Annotated in this window: 11 protein-coding genes; 4 read left to right on the top strand and 7 right to left on the bottom strand. The window is 71.5% G+C overall.

The window, feature by feature from the left end; translation table 11 throughout:
* Nucleotides 1–364 precede the first annotated feature (364 nt).
* The 3 genes from ACFU95_RS46385 to aceA form a co-directional block, all read right to left on the bottom strand.
* Entirely contained in the window at nucleotides 365–1,234 is an 870-nt protein-coding gene (locus tag ACFU95_RS46385) for a 3-hydroxybutyryl-CoA dehydrogenase (protein ID WP_383842357.1), read from the bottom strand.
* Nucleotides 1,231–2,829 (bottom strand): malate synthase A, encoded by a 1,599-nt coding sequence (gene aceB / locus ACFU95_RS46380; RefSeq protein WP_383842354.1) that lies wholly within the window; start codon nucleotides 2,827–2,829, stop codon nucleotides 1,231–1,233. The genes ACFU95_RS46385 and aceB overlap by 4 nt, the downstream gene beginning before the upstream one ends.
* 116 nt (nucleotides 2,830–2,945) lie before the next feature.
* Complete coding sequence (gene aceA, locus ACFU95_RS46375; protein ID WP_383842351.1) at nucleotides 2,946–4,226, bottom strand: isocitrate lyase; 1,281 nt, start codon at nucleotides 4,224–4,226, stop codon at nucleotides 2,946–2,948.
* Between the two features lie 383 nt (nucleotides 4,227–4,609).
* Here aceA and ACFU95_RS46370 point away from each other — a divergent pair, with 383 nt between their 5' ends.
* Nucleotides 4,610–6,025 carry a short-chain fatty acyl-CoA regulator family protein gene (locus tag ACFU95_RS46370; protein WP_383842348.1) on the top strand — a complete coding sequence of 472 codons (1,416 nt, stop codon included), beginning with the start codon at nucleotides 4,610–4,612 and terminating at the stop codon, nucleotides 6,023–6,025.
* 70 nt (nucleotides 6,026–6,095) lie between these two features.
* Here ACFU95_RS46370 and ACFU95_RS46365 read toward each other — a convergent pair whose 3' ends face one another.
* Genes ACFU95_RS46365 through ACFU95_RS46350 form a run of 4 tightly spaced genes read right to left on the bottom strand, consistent with a single transcriptional unit; the run spans nucleotide 6,096 to nucleotide 11,042 of the window.
* Nucleotides 6,096–7,637, bottom strand: coding sequence for an ABC transporter ATP-binding protein (locus ACFU95_RS46365; protein ID WP_383842345.1), 1,542 nt, complete (start codon nucleotides 7,635–7,637; stop codon nucleotides 6,096–6,098).
* Nucleotides 7,634–8,494: an ABC transporter permease gene (locus ACFU95_RS46360; protein WP_383842343.1), complete on the bottom strand. Its 861-nt coding sequence runs from the start codon at nucleotides 8,492–8,494 to the stop codon at nucleotides 7,634–7,636. Before ACFU95_RS46360 ends, ACFU95_RS46365 begins: the two co-directional genes overlap by 4 nt.
* Complete coding sequence (locus tag ACFU95_RS46355; protein WP_383842340.1) at nucleotides 8,491–9,504, bottom strand: ABC transporter permease; 1,014 nt, start codon at nucleotides 9,502–9,504, stop codon at nucleotides 8,491–8,493. Before ACFU95_RS46355 ends, ACFU95_RS46360 begins: the two co-directional genes overlap by 4 nt.
* A complete protein-coding gene (locus tag ACFU95_RS46350) occupies nucleotides 9,489–11,042 on the bottom strand; it encodes an ABC transporter substrate-binding protein (RefSeq protein ID WP_383842337.1) in 1,554 nt (517 codons plus the stop codon). The genes ACFU95_RS46355 and ACFU95_RS46350 overlap by 16 nt, the downstream gene beginning before the upstream one ends.
* A 293-nt stretch (nucleotides 11,043–11,335) precedes the next feature.
* Here ACFU95_RS46350 and ACFU95_RS46345 point away from each other — a divergent pair, with 293 nt between their 5' ends.
* The 3 genes from ACFU95_RS46345 to ACFU95_RS46335 are packed head-to-tail and all read left to right on the top strand — an operon-like array spanning nucleotide 11,336 to nucleotide 14,770.
* Nucleotides 11,336–12,328 carry a TauD/TfdA family dioxygenase gene (locus ACFU95_RS46345; protein ID WP_383842334.1) on the top strand — a complete coding sequence of 331 codons (993 nt, stop codon included), beginning with the start codon at nucleotides 11,336–11,338 and terminating at the stop codon, nucleotides 12,326–12,328.
* A 40-nt stretch (nucleotides 12,329–12,368) separates the two neighbouring features.
* Entirely contained in the window at nucleotides 12,369–13,415 is a 1,047-nt protein-coding gene (locus ACFU95_RS46340; RefSeq protein WP_383842331.1) for an ornithine cyclodeaminase family protein, read from the top strand.
* On the top strand, nucleotides 13,406–14,770 hold the full coding sequence (locus ACFU95_RS46335) for an alanine racemase (RefSeq protein ID WP_383842329.1): 1,365 nt from the start codon (nucleotides 13,406–13,408) through the stop codon (nucleotides 14,768–14,770). Before ACFU95_RS46340 ends, ACFU95_RS46335 begins: the two co-directional genes overlap by 10 nt.
* Nucleotides 14,771–14,792 lie beyond the last annotated feature (22 nt).

Raw genomic sequence — 14,792 nt, 5'->3', positions numbered from 1 at the left:
CCACCCCCCGGGTCATGGTCGACAGGGGGCAAAAGTCATGCCGGGCCAGAAGGCCGGGAGCCCCAAGATCGGGGCCGTCTAGAAGGTAACGGGGCCTGCTCCCCAGCAGGAGGCACGGGAAGGGCAACTGGACGTGGCGCGCTGCGAAAGAGCACCTGTGTCAGGCCAGCACGAGCTGCCCTTTTCGTTGCAGGATCCGGCCAGATCTGGGAGGTGACACCGAGCACGTCGGAGGAGGAGCCGCGAGAGGCGGAACTGCGAGGGGCGGGAAGCGTCGCACTCGCGCTTCCCGCCCCTTCTCGGCACCCGCCGGGACCCTCACCCCGGCGGCCTCCGGGTCCCTCGCCCGCGTCGTACCAGGCCCTCAGCCCTGGTCGTAGGTGTGGAATCCTCGGCCGCTCTTCCGGCCCAGCAGTCCCGCCTCCACCATCCGCTGGAGCAGCGGCGGCGGGGCGTAGAGGGGTTCCTTGAACTCGTCGTAGAGCGACTCGGCGATCGAGGCGACGGTGTCCAGACCGATCAGGTCCGCGAGCTTCAGCGGCCCCATGGGATGGGCGCAGCCCAGTTCCATGCCGGCGTCGATGTCGGTGGCGGTGGCGACGCCGGACTCGGCCATCCGGATCGCGGACAGCAGATAGGGGACGAGCAGTGCGTTGACGACGAAGCCCGCCCGGTCCTGGGAGCGGATCACCGTTTTACCGAGGGGGCGGGTCGCGAAGTCCTCGACCGTGCTGATCGTCGCTTCCGAGGTGTGCAGGGAGGTCACGACCTCGACCAGGGGAAGTACGGGGACCGGGTTGAAGAAGTGCAGACCCACGACTCGGTCCGCCCGGCTGGTCGCCATGCCGAGTCGCATGACCGGCAGGGAGGAGGTGTTGGTGGCCAGCACGGCCCTCGGATCCTCGACGATCTTGTCGAGTGCGGCGAAGATCTCCGTCTTGGCGTCGGCGTTCTCGATGACGGCCTCGACGACCAGCTGCCGGTCGGCGAGATCGTCCAGACTGCTGGTGAAGCGGAGCCGGGCGAAAGCGTCGCCGACGGCTTCCCGGGTCAGCTTGCCCCGTCGCGCGGCACGGTCCAGGGAACCCGCGACCCGGTCGCGTGCGGCGCGTGCGGCGATCGCGTCCGCCTCGCACACCACGGTGTCGACTCCTGCCCGTGCGCACACCTCGGCGATGCCGGCGCCCATCTGCCCGCCGCCGACCACACCGACACGCTTGATGTCCGCGGTCATGCCTGGCCCTCCGTCCGCCGCACGAGGTGCCGGGTGTACGCGTCCGGGGTGAAGAACTGTGGCAACTCGCCTGCGAGGGCGCTTCGTTCGAAGAGGGCGCGAATGTCATCGACGGGGGCCCAGGGGTACTCGGCGCCGAGCGCGGCAAGCTCGTCGTCGAGCAGCCCCAGCACCGTCTCCCGGTCGACGACCCGGTGGCGCAGCCACTGCCAGATCTGCACGCGGGCGATCTCGGCGGTGGCCGCGTCCTCCATCAGGCCGTACAGGGCCACGGCGCCCTGGCCGCGCAGCCAGGCGGCGAAGTACCGCAGCGCGACCACGATGTTGGTGCGCACGCCCTCGGGGGTCGGGGGTCCGCTGATCCGGCGCACGGACAGCAGGTCGGCCGCCGTCACCTCGACGTCGTCACGGGTGCGGTCGATCTGGTGTGGCCGCTCACCGAGGACCTTGTCGAAGACCTCGCGGCAGACGGGCACGAGGCCGGGGTGGGCGACCCAGGAGCCGTCGAAGGCGTCCTCCGCCTCCCGCTCCTTGTCGAGGCGGACCTTGGCGAGCGCGGCCTCGTTCGCGGCGGGGTCCTTGCCGGGCACATGGGCGGACATGCCGCCGATGGCGTGGGCGCCGCGCTTGTGGCAGGTGCGGACCAGGAGTTCGGCGTACGCCCGCATGAAGGGGGCGGTCATGGTGACCTTCGCCCGGTCGGGGAGAAGGAAGTCGGTGCGATGGCCGAAGGTCTTGATCAGGCTGAACAGGTAGTCCCAGCGGCCCGCGTTCAATCCCGCACTGTGCTCGCGCAGCTCGTAGAGGATCTCCTCCATCTCGAAGGCGGCGGTGATCGTCTCGATGAGGACGGTGGCCCTGATCGTGCCGCGGGGGATGCCGAGCAGCTCCTGGGCGAGGACGAATACGTCGTTCCACAGCCGGGCCTCGTAGCGGTTCTCCAGCTTGGGGAGGTAGAAGTACGGGCCGTGCCCGGCATCGATCTGACGCTGGGCGCAGTGGAAGAAGTACAGGCCGAAGTCGACGAGCGAGGCGGGTACCGGCCGGCCGTCGTACTCAAGGTGCTCCTCGTCGAGGTGCCAGCCGCGCGGCCGTACGACGATGGTGGCGAGCCGGGCGGGGTCGCCGAGCCGGTACTCCTTGCCCTCCGCCGTGGTGAAGTCGATACGGCGCTCGATCGCGTCGACCAGGGTGAGCTGGCCGCCGATGACGTTGCTCCAGGAGGGAGCGGTGGCGTCCTCGAAGTCGGCCATCCATACCTGGGCACCGGAGTTGAGGGCGTTGACGGCCATACGGCGGTCGGGCGGGCCGGTGATCTCCACGCGCCGGTCGGTCAGTCCCGGGGCGGGCGGCCCCACGCGCCAGGTCGGGTCGGCACGGACGGCGGAGGTGACCATGGGGAAGTCGAGCGGCGAGCCCGACGCCAGGCGCAGCGCGAGCCTGCGCCGCTCCTTCAGGAGTTCCTGGCGACGCTGACCGAAGGCGCCGGCCAGTCGGCCGACGAAGTCCACGGCGGCCGGGGTGAGGATCTCTTCGTGCCGCGGACCGGGGGCGGCGAGGACGCGGACACCGTGGGTGAGTGTGGTGGTGGACATCGGGATCTCCTGAGGGATGGGAGCGGAGGGGGACGGAGACGGAGCGGCCCCCTCCGCTCGGCCAGGGTCGGCTGACGGCGGGCGTCCGGCCCGGTGGCCTGGTGACCTGGCGGGGCCTAGTGGAACTGCTCTTCCTCCGTGGAGCCGGCCAGGGCGGTCGTGGAGGAAGCCGGGTTGACGGCGGTGGACACCAGGTCGAAGTAGCCCGTGCCGACCTCGCGCTGGTGCTTGACGGCGGTGAAGCCGTGCGCCTGCGCGGCGAACTCCCGTTCCTGGAGGTCGACGTAGGCGGTCATGCCGTGCTCGGCGTAGCCGCGGGCGAGGTCGAACATGCCGTGGTTGAGGGAGTGGAAGCCGGCCAGGGTGATGAACTGGAACTTGTAGCCCATGGCGCCCAGCTCGCGCTGGAACTTGGCGATCTGGTCGTCGTCCAGGGCCGCCTTCCAGTTGAAGGACGGTGAGCAGTTGTACGCCAGCATCTGGTCCGGGTACCGCGCGTGGATCGCCTCGGCGAACTCCCGAGCCTGCGCGAGGTCCGGGGTACCGGTCTCGACCCAGATGAGGTCGGCGTACGGAGCGTAGGCGAGGCCGCGGGCGATGACCGGCGCCATGCCGCCCCGCACGCGGTAGAAGCCCTCCGCCGTCCGCTCGCCGGTCACGAACTCGGCATCGCGCTCGTCGACGTCGCTGGTGAGGAGGTTGGCGGCCAGCGCGTCGGTGCGGGCGATGATCACCGTCGGCACTTCTGCGATGTCGGCCGCGAGCCGGGCCGCGTTCAGGGTGCGGATGTGCTGCGAGGTCGGGACGAGGACCTTGCCGCCGAGGTGGCCGCACTTCTTCTCGGAGGCGAGCTGGTCCTCGTAGTGGATGCCGGCCGCACCGGCCGCGATCATGCCCTTGGTCAGCTCGAAGGCGTTCAGCGGGCCGCCGAATCCGGCCTCGGCGTCGGCGACGATCGGGGCGAGCCAGTCCGTCGTGTCACCCGCGTCCTCGGCGGTGGCGATCTGGTCGGCGCGCAGCAGCGCGTTGTTGATGCGGCGGACCACCTGGGGAACGGAGTTGGCCGGGTAGAGGCTCTGGTCGGGGTAGGTGTGCCCGGCCTGGTTGGCGTCGGCGGCGACCTGCCAGCCGGACAGGTAGATCGCCTGAAGGCCGGCCTTGACCTGCTGCACCGCCTGGCCGCCGGTCAGCGCGCCCAGCGCGTGGACGTAGTCGAGCTCGTGCAGCTGACCCCACAGGCGCTCGGCGCCCCGCCGGGCCAGGGTGTGCTCCTCACGGACGCTGCCGGAGAGCCGGACCACGTCCTCGGCGCTGTAGGTGCGCTCGATGCCCTGCCAGCGGGGGTCGGTGGCCCAGCGCTGGGCCAGCTCGGCCGCCTGCGTGCTCGCGTCTGCCATGACTGTCAACATCCCCTCGGTCTGTACTGGTTGCCAATGCCGCTGTCCGGATGAACGGAGGCGGCACTGCGTGTCTTCACGCTGTGATACGGCCCGCCGTCACCGCGAGGGTGAAGCTGAGCAATGCTGCCGGTGCAGGCTCCGATGGATACGGGGATGTCCGACGTCAGGGCAGTGAGTCGGGCCCCTTTTCCGGGCGGAACCTGTCGGCTCCGGCGGGCCGCACTGAGACTCTGGCACTGGCACGCAGTGCCATCAAGCATGGATCGCTGCCAACTTCTGCGAATCTTCTGGCTGTGATCTGCCAACTTTGCGAAGGCGGCTGCAGTCGGTTCTTCACGTACGCTGACCGGGTCGGGGTCCCCGGTGGGGAGGAACGGTCGGTGAGCAAGACGTACGTGGGTGCGCGGCTGCGGCGGCTGCGCGAAGAGCGCGGGATGAGCCAGGCCGAACTCGCCCGCACCCTCGGCATCTCGCCGAGCTATCTGAACCAGATGGAGCACGACTCCCGCCCGCTCACGGTGCCCGTACTGCTCCGGCTGACCGAGACCTTCGGTGTCGACCCGGGCTTCTTCTCCGAGCGTGACACCGCCCGCCTGGTGGCCGACCTGCGTGAGGCGCTGACCGGGGAGATCACCGCCGCCCGGGTCTCCCCGACCGACCTCGCGGAACTGGCCGCACGGATGCCGGCGGTGGCGCAGGTCCTGCTCGACCTCGGCCGCCGCAACCACTCGCTCTCCGAACGGCTGGCCGGGGCGGCCGACGGCCGAGGCGGAGGCGGAGAACGGGAGGCCGCGCTCTCTCCCCACGAGGAGATCCGCGACTTCTTCTACCGCCGCCAGAACTACCTCCACGACACCGACATCGCCGCCGAGCACCTCGCCGACGACATCGGCGTCCGGCCCGGCGAAGTGATCGGGGCCCTCACCGCAAGACTCGCCAAGACCCACGGCGTCCATCTCGCCGCGGAGTCCGGTGAACGGCTGCACCGCTACGACCAGCGAAGCCGCACCCTCCACCTCTCCGCACGGCTGCGCCCCGGCCAACGCGCCTTCCGCATGGCGACCCAGCTGGCTCTGCTGGAACACGGCGACGACCTGGGGCGCCTGGCCGCGGAGGACTTCGAGCCCGGCACCGCGGCCCACGCGCTGGCCCGGATCGGGATCGCCAACTACTTCGCCGCGGCACTGGTGTTGCCGTACACCGCCTTCCACGCCGCGGCCGAGGAGGTGCGCTACGACATCGAGCGGCTCACCGACCGCTACGGCCTCGGCTACGAGACCGTCTGCCATCGGCTGAGCACGCTCCAGCGCCCCCGCCTGCGCGGGGTCCCCTTCTCCTTCGTGCGGGTCGACCGGGCCGGCAACATGTCAAAGCGGCAGTCCGCGACCGGGTTCCACTTCTCGCGGGCCGGTGGCACCTGCCCGTTGTGGAACGTCTACGAGGCGTTCGCCTCACCCGGCCGCATCCACGTCCAGATCGCCGAAATGCCCGACGGGCAACGGTACTTGTGGACCGCCCGCGCCCTCACCAGGCACCGCGGCGGCTGGGGAGAACCCGGCAAGACCTTCGCCATCGGACTGGGCTGCGAGATCCGGCACGCCCACCGGCTCGTCTACTCCGACGGCCTCGACCTCACCAGCTCCTCCGCCGCCACCCCGATCGGCATGGGCTGCCGCGTCTGCGAACGGCTCGGCTGTTCCCAGAGAGCCGCGCCACCGCTGGGCCGTCCGCTGCTCATCGACCAGAACAGCAGCACGTTCGTGCCCTATCCGGTCGAGGACGACGGGGCCGCGTGACGGTGCGGCGGACACCGCGAACGGCTGCCGGAGGATGGTTCCACTCCGGTTGACCTCGTAGATCCCTTCGTCAGCCGCCCAGCGGAACTCCTGTCGCCAGCGCCGCCGTGACCGGATGCGTCGGCGAGCTGAACAGCCGTGCGGTGGGCCCCGACTCGACCACGTGCCCCTCGGACATCACGACCAGCGAGTCCGTCCGGTCGGTGACGAGGCGCAGGTCGTGGCTGACGAGGACCAGGGCCAGACCGCGGCGGTCACGCAGTTCGGCCAGTAGGTCCATGACGGCGACCGCGGTGTCCGCGTCGAGTGCCGAGGTGATCTCGTCGCAGAACAGCACGTCCGGCTCGGCCGCCAACGCGCGGGCGATCGCCACGCGTTGGCGCTGCCCGCCGGACAGCTCGTGGGGGTGGCGGTCGGCGGTCGTGGCGGGCAGGCCGACCTGCTCCAGGAGTTCCAGGACCCGGGCGGGCGCCTCGGCGCGGCCGGTCCGGCCGTGCAGCAGGAGAGGGCGGCGCAGGGTGGTTCCGACGGTGCGGCTGGGGTTGAGGGTGCCGAGCGGGTCCTGCGGCACGAGTTGGAGGCGGCGGCGCTGCTCACGGGAGCGGCGGTGTGCCGTGGGAGCGAGGCGGGTGCCGTCCAGGCCGATGGTGCCTGCGGCGGGGCGGTGCAGACCGACGAGGGTGCGCAGCAGGGTCGTCTTGCCGGAGCCGGAGGCGCCGACGATGCCCAGGCTGCTTCCGGCGGCGAGGGTGAGGTCGATGCCGTGCAGTACGGGGAGGCGACGGCCGCGGTGGGTGTGGGCGGCGTGCAGGCCGGACACGGTGAGGGTCGGGGTGCCTTCGGAGGGGATCCGGGCAATGGACTCGTCCGCACGGCGTGGGTCGGGCACCGGAGCCTTCGGGCGCGAGCCGGTCAGGTCCACGACGTCGTCGGCGAGCCGCGCGACCAGGCCCGGGTCGTGGCAGGACAGGCCGATGGCTATGCGGTGGTTCTCCGCGAGGTGGCGCAGGAGGTCGGCGATCTCGTCGCGTAGCGCCGGGTCGAGTCCGGCGGTGGGCTCGTCGAGGAGAAGTACGGCGGGGCGGCGGGCCAGCGCGCGGGCAAGTGCGACCCGGCGTTGCTGGCCGCCCGACAGCCCGCCGATACGGCGGTCCGGCAGGCCGTTGTCGACGGGCAGCCGAACCTCGGCGAGTTGTGCCCGTATCGCGTCGTGCCCGCCCTCCACGGCGACTTCGGCAAGCAGACGGCGCACGCTCATACGCGGATTGAGGCCGGAGCCGGGGTCCTGGCTGACGTAGGCGAGGCGGTGCCGGCGCAGGGTGCGCAGGGCGGGGGCGGGCAGGGTGAGTGGGTCCTCGCCGAGGACGGTGACGGTGCCGGCGGTGCGCTCGGTGCCCGAGGGCAGGGCTCCCGCCACGGCGCGCAGCAGGGTGGTCTTGCCGCAGCCGGACGGCCCGACGACGGCGGTGACGCGGCCGGGAGCCAGCTCCAGGTCGGCATGGTCCAGCAGGAAGCGGCCGTTCGGGGCGACCACGGTCAGGCCCGAGACCCGCACCGTGGGCTTCCCGTCGATGGCCTCGCCCTCGGAGTACCGGTCGGACGTGTGGTTCACAGTGCGGATACCGCCTTCCGGCCGGCTGGGGGTACGAGGGCGGCGGCTGCCAGGTTGACGCTCATGGCGAGCAGGCCGATGGCGATGCTGGGGGCGAGGACGGCCCAGGGGTTGAGGAGGATGCCGCCGGAGTTCTCACGGATCATCAACGCCCAGTCGGCAGCGGGTGGTTGGGGGCCGACCTGGAGGAAGCCCGCGGTGGCGACGAGGTAGACGGCGGCGACGAAGCGCAGTCCGAACAGCGCGAGCAGGGTGGCCCGCAGGTTGGGCAGGACCTCCCGTACGACGAGGTACCAGAGGCGTTCGCCGCCGACCGCCGCCGCCTCCACGTACCCGGAGGCCGCCACGGGCGCGGCGGCCCCGGCGACCAGGCGCACCGCGTACGGGACGCCCAGGACGACGGACACCGTGACCACGGCAAGCCGTCCGCCGTCCGGCCAGGACAGCGTGACGAGGAGGATGCCGAGGACGGCGGGCAGCAGCATCAGGACGTCCGCGGCGCGTTCGATGATCCGTCCGACGGTCGGACGCAGCGCGCTGACCGCGCCGAGCACGGCGGCAGCGGCGGTGACGAGGACGGCGACGAGCAGGGAGGTGATGACGAGTTCGCGCCCTCCGGCGAGGAGACGGCTGAGCACGTCCCGGCCCAGCTGGTCGCCGCCGAGGGGGGCGGCACTGCCGGGTTCGGCGTAGGGGGCGTCGACGGGGGTGTCGATGGCGTGCGGGGCGAGCCACGGTCCGGCCAGGGCGAGGGCGGTGAGCAGCAGGGCCGGGAGCACGCGCAGGGCCAGTCGGTGGCGGCCCGGGAAATGGCGCGTGGGAGAGGCAGGACGCGCGGTGGGTGTGGATACGGTCATGTCCGGCCTCCGGAGGCCCAGGCACGTACGAGGTCGGCGAGCAGCAGGACCGCGGTGATGACGGCTCCGGTGACGGCGACGACCCCGGCGATGAGCGGGCTGTCCCGGTCGGTGACCGCTCCGGCGAGAACGGAGCCGATGCCGGGGTAGTTGAAGATGGTCTCCACCACGACGGCGCCGCCCAGCAGCATGCCCGTCGAGGTGGCGATGCCGGCGGCGATGGTGGGCAGGGCGCCGGGCAGTAGATGGTGGGTGAGGATCCGGTGCCGGGGGAGTCCGTCGAGGACGGCGGTGTCCACGTGCGGGGCCTTGGCCTCGTCGGCGAGCGCGGCCCGCACGATGCGGGTGTTCCAGCCGATCTGCGGGATCGCCAGGGCGAGGACGGGTAGCACGAGCATCTGCCAGGAGGCGGGTGAGCCGTCGGCGTCGGTGAGGGTGACGGCGGGCAGCCAGTCCGTCCACAGGGCGAAGACGAGGACCAGGGCCACCGCGACCACGAACTCGGGCAGCGCGAGGATGCCGGTGGCGCTCGCCGACACCATCCGGTCGACCGTCATGCCGGGCCGGGCTGCGGCCCAGCAGCCGAGCGCGACGGACGCGACCAGGGTCAGCAGCAGGGCGAGCCCGCCGAGCAGCAGGGTGTTGGGGAACGGGCGGGCGAGCAGGTCGGCGACGGGCTCGCCGCGTGCGGAGGTGCCGAGGTCGCCGGTGGGCAGGCCGGTCATCCACTCCCAGAAGCGTTCGAGCACCGGCCGGTCGAGGCCGAGCAGGTGCCGCCGCTCGGCGATGTCGGCCGCGCTCTCCCCGCGCTCGGAGGTGGCGGTGGCCGCGTCGCCCGGCAGCAGTTCCACGGCCGCGAAGACGAACGCGAGCAGGACGGCGAGCAGCAGGGCCCGGCGTGCGAGCACCCCGGCCACGTGCAGAAGGAGGCGTACGGCCGCTGGGGCCGGACGGGGTTTGTCGTCCCCGGCCGGCCCGGGCCGTACGGCCTCGATCAGCGAGCCAGCCATGCCGTCTCGAGCTGGACGCGTCCGTAGCCGGGCAGGGTGGGCAGGTCACGCACGGCCGCGCCCGCGAGGTCGATGCCGTCGGCCATGCCCCACAGCAGATAGCCGGACTCGTCGTACTCGATCTGCTGGAGCTCGTGCAGCACCTCGGCGCGCTTCGCCGCGTCCTTGGTGGCCATCGCCTTCTTGTACGCGGAGTCGAATCCGGGGTTCTTCCAACCCGCCTCGTTCTGCGCCGAGTCGGAGACCATGGTCTTGCTGGCGAAGAACACGACGGAGTCGTTGGTGCCCCAGTAGGTGGTGTACAGGTCGCCCTTGAGCCAGGTCTTCTCCCAGAACGTGGCCGACTCCTGCTTGACCACCTCCACCTTGACCCCTGCCTCGCGGACCTGCGAGCTGAACACGGTGGCGGCCTCCGCGAGGCCCGGGATGTCCTCGGTGGTCAGCAGCTTGTACGTCTTCGACAGGTCGAAACCGGCCTCTTTCAGCAGCGACTTGGCCTTGTCCAGATCGCGCTCGCGCTGCGGGATGTCCTTGGCGTAAGCCGGGTCGCCGGTGCCGAGGATGTCGTTGGCGACGGTGCCGTACCCGGACAGCACCTGCTTGACCATGGCCTCGCGGTCCACGGCCAGCCGCAGCGCCTCGCGCACCTTCGGGTCCGCGAACGGGCCGTCGGTGGTGCGCATGACGATCGGCATCGCCATGTCGTTGGGGCGGCGCACGATCTGGATGTCCTCGCGCTTCTCGGCCGTACGGGCCGCGACCGCGCCGACGTTGGAGGCGACGTCGATCTGCCCGGCGAGCAGCGCGTTGGCCATCGCCTGGGGGCTCTCGAAGATCTTGACCTCGATGGCGTCGAGGTGGACGTCGCCGCCGTACCAGTCCTCGTTGCGGACCAGGCGGGCGTTGCCGGAGCGGAACCAGTCCAGCTTGAACGGGCCCGTACCGGGCGCCTTGCCGAGGTCCTTCTCCGGCGTGTCCTTCTTCAATACGAACGTCGTCAGGCGCGTCAGCTGCGGCAGCTCGGCATTGGCGTAGTCGGACACCAGCACCACGGCGTCGTCGCCGTCGGCCTTGATGTTCTCCGGCTTGATGCCCGGCAGTCGGGACGCGCCCGCAGGGGTGTTGCGCAGCCGCTTGAGCGACCAGACGACGTCTTCGGCGGTGACCGGGGTGCCGTCGTGGAACTTCGCTCCCTTGGCGAGAGTGAAGGTCCAGGTCTTCAGGTCGTCCGACGCCTTCCAGGAAGCGGCCAGCCGGGGCACGGTGTTGGGCTTGGTGCCCGGCACGGTGAGGGTGTCGTGGACCAGCGAGATGATCAGGTAGTCGCTCTCGTTGGCCTGGACTCCATGCGGATCGCGGGTGATGGCCGAGGCGCGGCCCAGCGCGCCGACCCGCAGGGTGCCTCCGGGCCGTGGCTTCTCGTTCGCCTTCGCCGGCGAGTCGGACGAGGTCTCGTCACCACCGCCGCAAGCGGCCAGGAGGGCGGCCGCGCCTATCCCGCCGCCGGCCCACAGCACTTGGCGTCTGTTCCAGTTCACGTACGACCTCGTTCCACTCACACGGGGAGATTGCTTAGGTGTGCCTACCCTAAGAAGATCCTTTAGGCAACCTGTGCGGGGCGGTTCGCGTGTTGCTGACGGAGCGTCAAATCGGCGCAACGGGGCGCGCGGTGGCACGAGAGGTGCACCTCGCCTCAATGGGAGCACAGGGAGCAAGTAAGGATTGCCTTACCTAAATCCCGCTGATACGTTTTCGCCCGCCGAGGCACAGCAAGGTCACAGGAACACGTTCTCGCCACACCCGCACCCGCACCTGAACGGATGACTCCGCCATGCCCACGGGAGCCGCTCCCATACGGCAGCTCGACGCGCACGCCGTCGACGAGCTGACCGAGACCGCCCAGAAGATCCTTGCCGATTTAGGCAGTTCGGCCGCGCGGCCCGAACTGCTCCGCCGGGTGTCGGTGGCCGCCGGCCGACTCGGCGACGCCATCCGCCACCACTGCCGCCCGGTCGACACCGACGACGGTCTGTACGTCCTGCGCGGTCTGCCCGTCGACGACGGCGGCATCGGCCCCACGCCCTCCAGTTGGGCCACGGCGGGCGACCGCGCGGCCGAATGGGACGTGATCCTGCTGCTGCTCGCCACGGCCATGGGCCACCCGATCGCCTGGGAGGGACAGCAGGAGGGCCGGTTCGTGCACAACATCGTGCCCGCGCCCGGCCACGAGGAGGAGCAGACCGGCGCGAGCAGCACCGTGCTGCTCAGCCCGCACACCGAGGACGCCTTCCACCCCGGCCGCGCCCACCTGTTGCTGCTCGCCTGCATGCGCAACCACGACGCCGTCGCCACCACCGCCGCCGGCGTCCGCCACGTCCGCCTCAGCGCGGACGACGTCGCGCTCCTGTCCCGCCCGGTGCTCCCGATCCTCCCCGACGACGCCTACGCCGAGGCCCAGTCCTTCACCGGGGAGCAGCCGCCGAAGGTCCCCGCCCTCTGGCAGACCGAGGCCGGCCCGACCTTGCGCTACGACCCCGCCTACACCCCACTCGACCAGGCACCCGCCGACTACCGCGCCGCCTATGACCGGCTGACCGCGGAACTGGAACGCGTGTCGGTCGCCGTAGCCCTGGAGCCCGGCGACGTCCTGGTCGTCGACAACGACCTCGTCGTCCACGGCCGAGTCCCGTTCAAGGCCCGCTACGACGGCACCGACCGCTGGCTCAAGCGCGCCTCGGTGCGCGTCCCCGGCCGCCGCAGCCGCCCGCTGGCCGAGGCGGACGAACACGGCTACGGCCAGGCCGCCCTCGTGGCCCACCTCTGAGCTCCCCCTCCCGCCCTCCCCTCGTACGAAGGGACCAGCCGTGACCGGCACCCCGTCAAGCACGGACAGCACCCCGGCCGACATACCCGCGGCCGACATACCCGCGAACGACAAGACCCTGCGCATCCTCAGCACCAGCGACGTCGCGGGTCTCGACATCTCCCTCGCCGACGTCGTCGGCGTGGTCGAGCAGGCGTACCGCACCCTGGCCGACGGCAAGTCGGCCAACCCACGCAAACTCACCGTCAAGCCCGACGACGGCCACTCCGTCTCGTACGCCATGCTCGGCCGCGACGGCGTCCGCGAGGTCGTCGCGATCAAGACGTCGTACAAGCACGGCCTGGACAAGTCGCGCGACGAGCAGCACTACTACACGACGCTGACGATCTACGACGATGTCACCGGCCTTCCGGTCGCGATGATGGACTGCGGCCGCGTCGGCTCGCTGCGCACCCCGGCCGTCTCCGCGCTGCTCGCCCGCGAGCTGGCGGCGCCCGGCAGCCGCAGCGCTCTGGTCATCGGCACCGGGACCCAGGGCCGGCTGGCCCTGCCGTTCCTGCTCACCACACTGCCGGACCTGGACCGGCTCATGGTCTACGGCACCCACCCCGACGGCCTCGCCGCCGTCCGAGAGAGGCTCCGCCACCACTTCCCCGAACGGGAGGTGGAGGTGGTGGACGACGTACGGGCCGCCGCCGGTGAGGCCGACGTCGTGGTCGCCACCGCCGGTCAGCACACGCCCGCCGCGGTGGACGCGGCCGACCTGAAACCGGGCGCGCTGTCCATCCTGGTCGGCCACGGCATCGCCCCCTCCACCCTGCACGAGGCGGACCGGGTGATCGCCACCAGCGAGGCCCAGATGAAGGTCACGGGCACCGACATGGCCGACGCCGACGGCAACTTCCCGCCCGTGCATGCCGAGTTCCCCGAGGTCGTTGCGGGCCGGGCGGAAGGCCGGCGCTCGGCCGACGAGCGGATCTTCGCCTACAACAGCGGCCTGGTCGTCACTGACATCGCCCTGGGCCACCGGTTCGCGCAATTGGCCGTCGAGCAGGGCCTGGGAACGCGGGTGTCGGTGTGGCAGTGACCCCCGCCCCGGCCCCACCTCCCACGGCCGCCCCGCCGCTGCCTGCCCACCCGGATCCGCGGCTCGACGCGATCCTGGGCGGCGGACTGCCGCATGAGCTGTCGCACGCCCTCGGCGGCCCGTTCCACCTGCTGCTGACCGAGCGCTTCGACGCCAACGTGACCTCCTTTGTGCAGGCGTTGGACGAGGCCGGTGTGGAAGGCCGGGTGTACTACGCGAAGAAGGCCAACAAGGCCGCCGCCTGGATGGAGCGCTGCGCGCTGACCGGTACCGGCGTGGACGTGGCCAGCGCCGGTGAGCTCCGGGACGCACTCGCCCACGGGGTGCGCGGTGAGCACGTGGTGGTCACCGGGCCGGCCAAGGCCGAGGGGCTTCTGCGGGTGGCCGTCCTCCAGGGCTGCCTGATCGCCGTGGACGCACTCGATGAACTGGAGGGCGTCCACGCGCAGGCGCGAGCCGTCGACCGCCCGGCGCGCGTGCTGCTGCGACGGCTCCCCCCGGCCCAGCCACACAGCCGCTTCGGCCTCGACGACGGCGAGCTGGAGGCCGCCCTCGCCCGGTGTGCGCAGGCCCGGGACGCCATCGTGATGGAGGGTTTCTCCTTCCACCTTTCCGGCTACGCCACCGAGCCGCGCGCGGAGTTGGCGAGCGAACTCGTCGAACTGTGCCTGAAGGCGCGGGTCATGGGGCTGCGGGCGGACCGGATCAGCATCGGTGGCGGCTTCGCCGTCGACTACGCCGCCGCCGGACACTGGGAACGCTTCCTGCGCGAGCAGCGGCCCGCCCATTACCACGCGGGGAAGTCCTTCGACCCGGCGGACTTCTACCCGTACCACTCGCCCGTGGCGGGCGCCGACGCCCTGCGGGCCGTTCTCGCGGCGCACAACCTCGCCGAGAGGCTGCGCGCGGCCGGGGTGACGCTCCTGCTGGAGCCCGGCCGGGCGCTGCTGGACCGGGCCGGGTGCACGGTGTTCCGCGTGCAGGGCGTGAAGGACCGGGGCGGCTACGGCGTCGTCACCGTGGACGGCAGCAGCCTGAGCCTGTCCGAGCAGTGGTTCAACAGCGAGTATCTGCCGGATCCGGTACTGCTACCCGCCCACGAGTCGCAAGGTGAGCCGTACGCCGCCTGCGTCGGCGGCGCCACCTGCCTGGAGTCCGACATGCTCACCTGGCGCAAGGTGCGGTTCCCCGCCCGCCCGGCCCCCGGCGACCTGCTCGTCTACCCCAACACCGCCGGATACCAGATGGACTCCAACGAGTCCCCTTTCCATGAGCTTCCGCTCCCCCCGAAGGTCGTCCTCGACACGGCCGACGGCAGGACCCGCTGGCGGCTCGACCGCCACCCACTCGCCTGACTCTCTCCCCTCGAACTCCCCT

The organism is Streptomyces sp. NPDC057623, from assembly GCF_042800355.1.
GTDB lineage: Bacteria > Actinomycetota > Actinomycetes > Streptomycetales > Streptomycetaceae > Streptomyces.
This window is presented reverse-complemented; position numbering and strand designations above follow the sequence as displayed.

Bases quoted from the DNA above. Each gene is read 5' to 3' on its own strand.
- aceB (WP_383842354.1), bottom strand. From the start codon at position 2,829: ATGTCCACCACCACACTCACCCACGGTGTCCGCGTCCTCGCCGCCCCC.
- ACFU95_RS46385 (WP_383842357.1), bottom strand. From the start codon at position 1,234: ATGACCGCGGACATCAAGCGTGTCGGTGTGGTCGGCGGCGGGCAGATG.
- aceA (WP_383842351.1), bottom strand. From the start codon at position 4,226: ATGGCAGACGCGAGCACGCAGGCGGCCGAGCTGGCCCAGCGCTGGGCC.
- ACFU95_RS46355 (WP_383842340.1), bottom strand. From the start codon at position 9,504: ATGGCTGGCTCGCTGATCGAGGCCGTACGGCCCGGGCCGGCCGGGGAC.
- ACFU95_RS46345 (WP_383842334.1), top strand. From the start codon at position 11,336: ATGCCCACGGGAGCCGCTCCCATACGGCAGCTCGACGCGCACGCCGTC.
- ACFU95_RS46360 (WP_383842343.1), bottom strand. From the start codon at position 8,494: ATGACCGTATCCACACCCACCGCGCGTCCTGCCTCTCCCACGCGCCAT.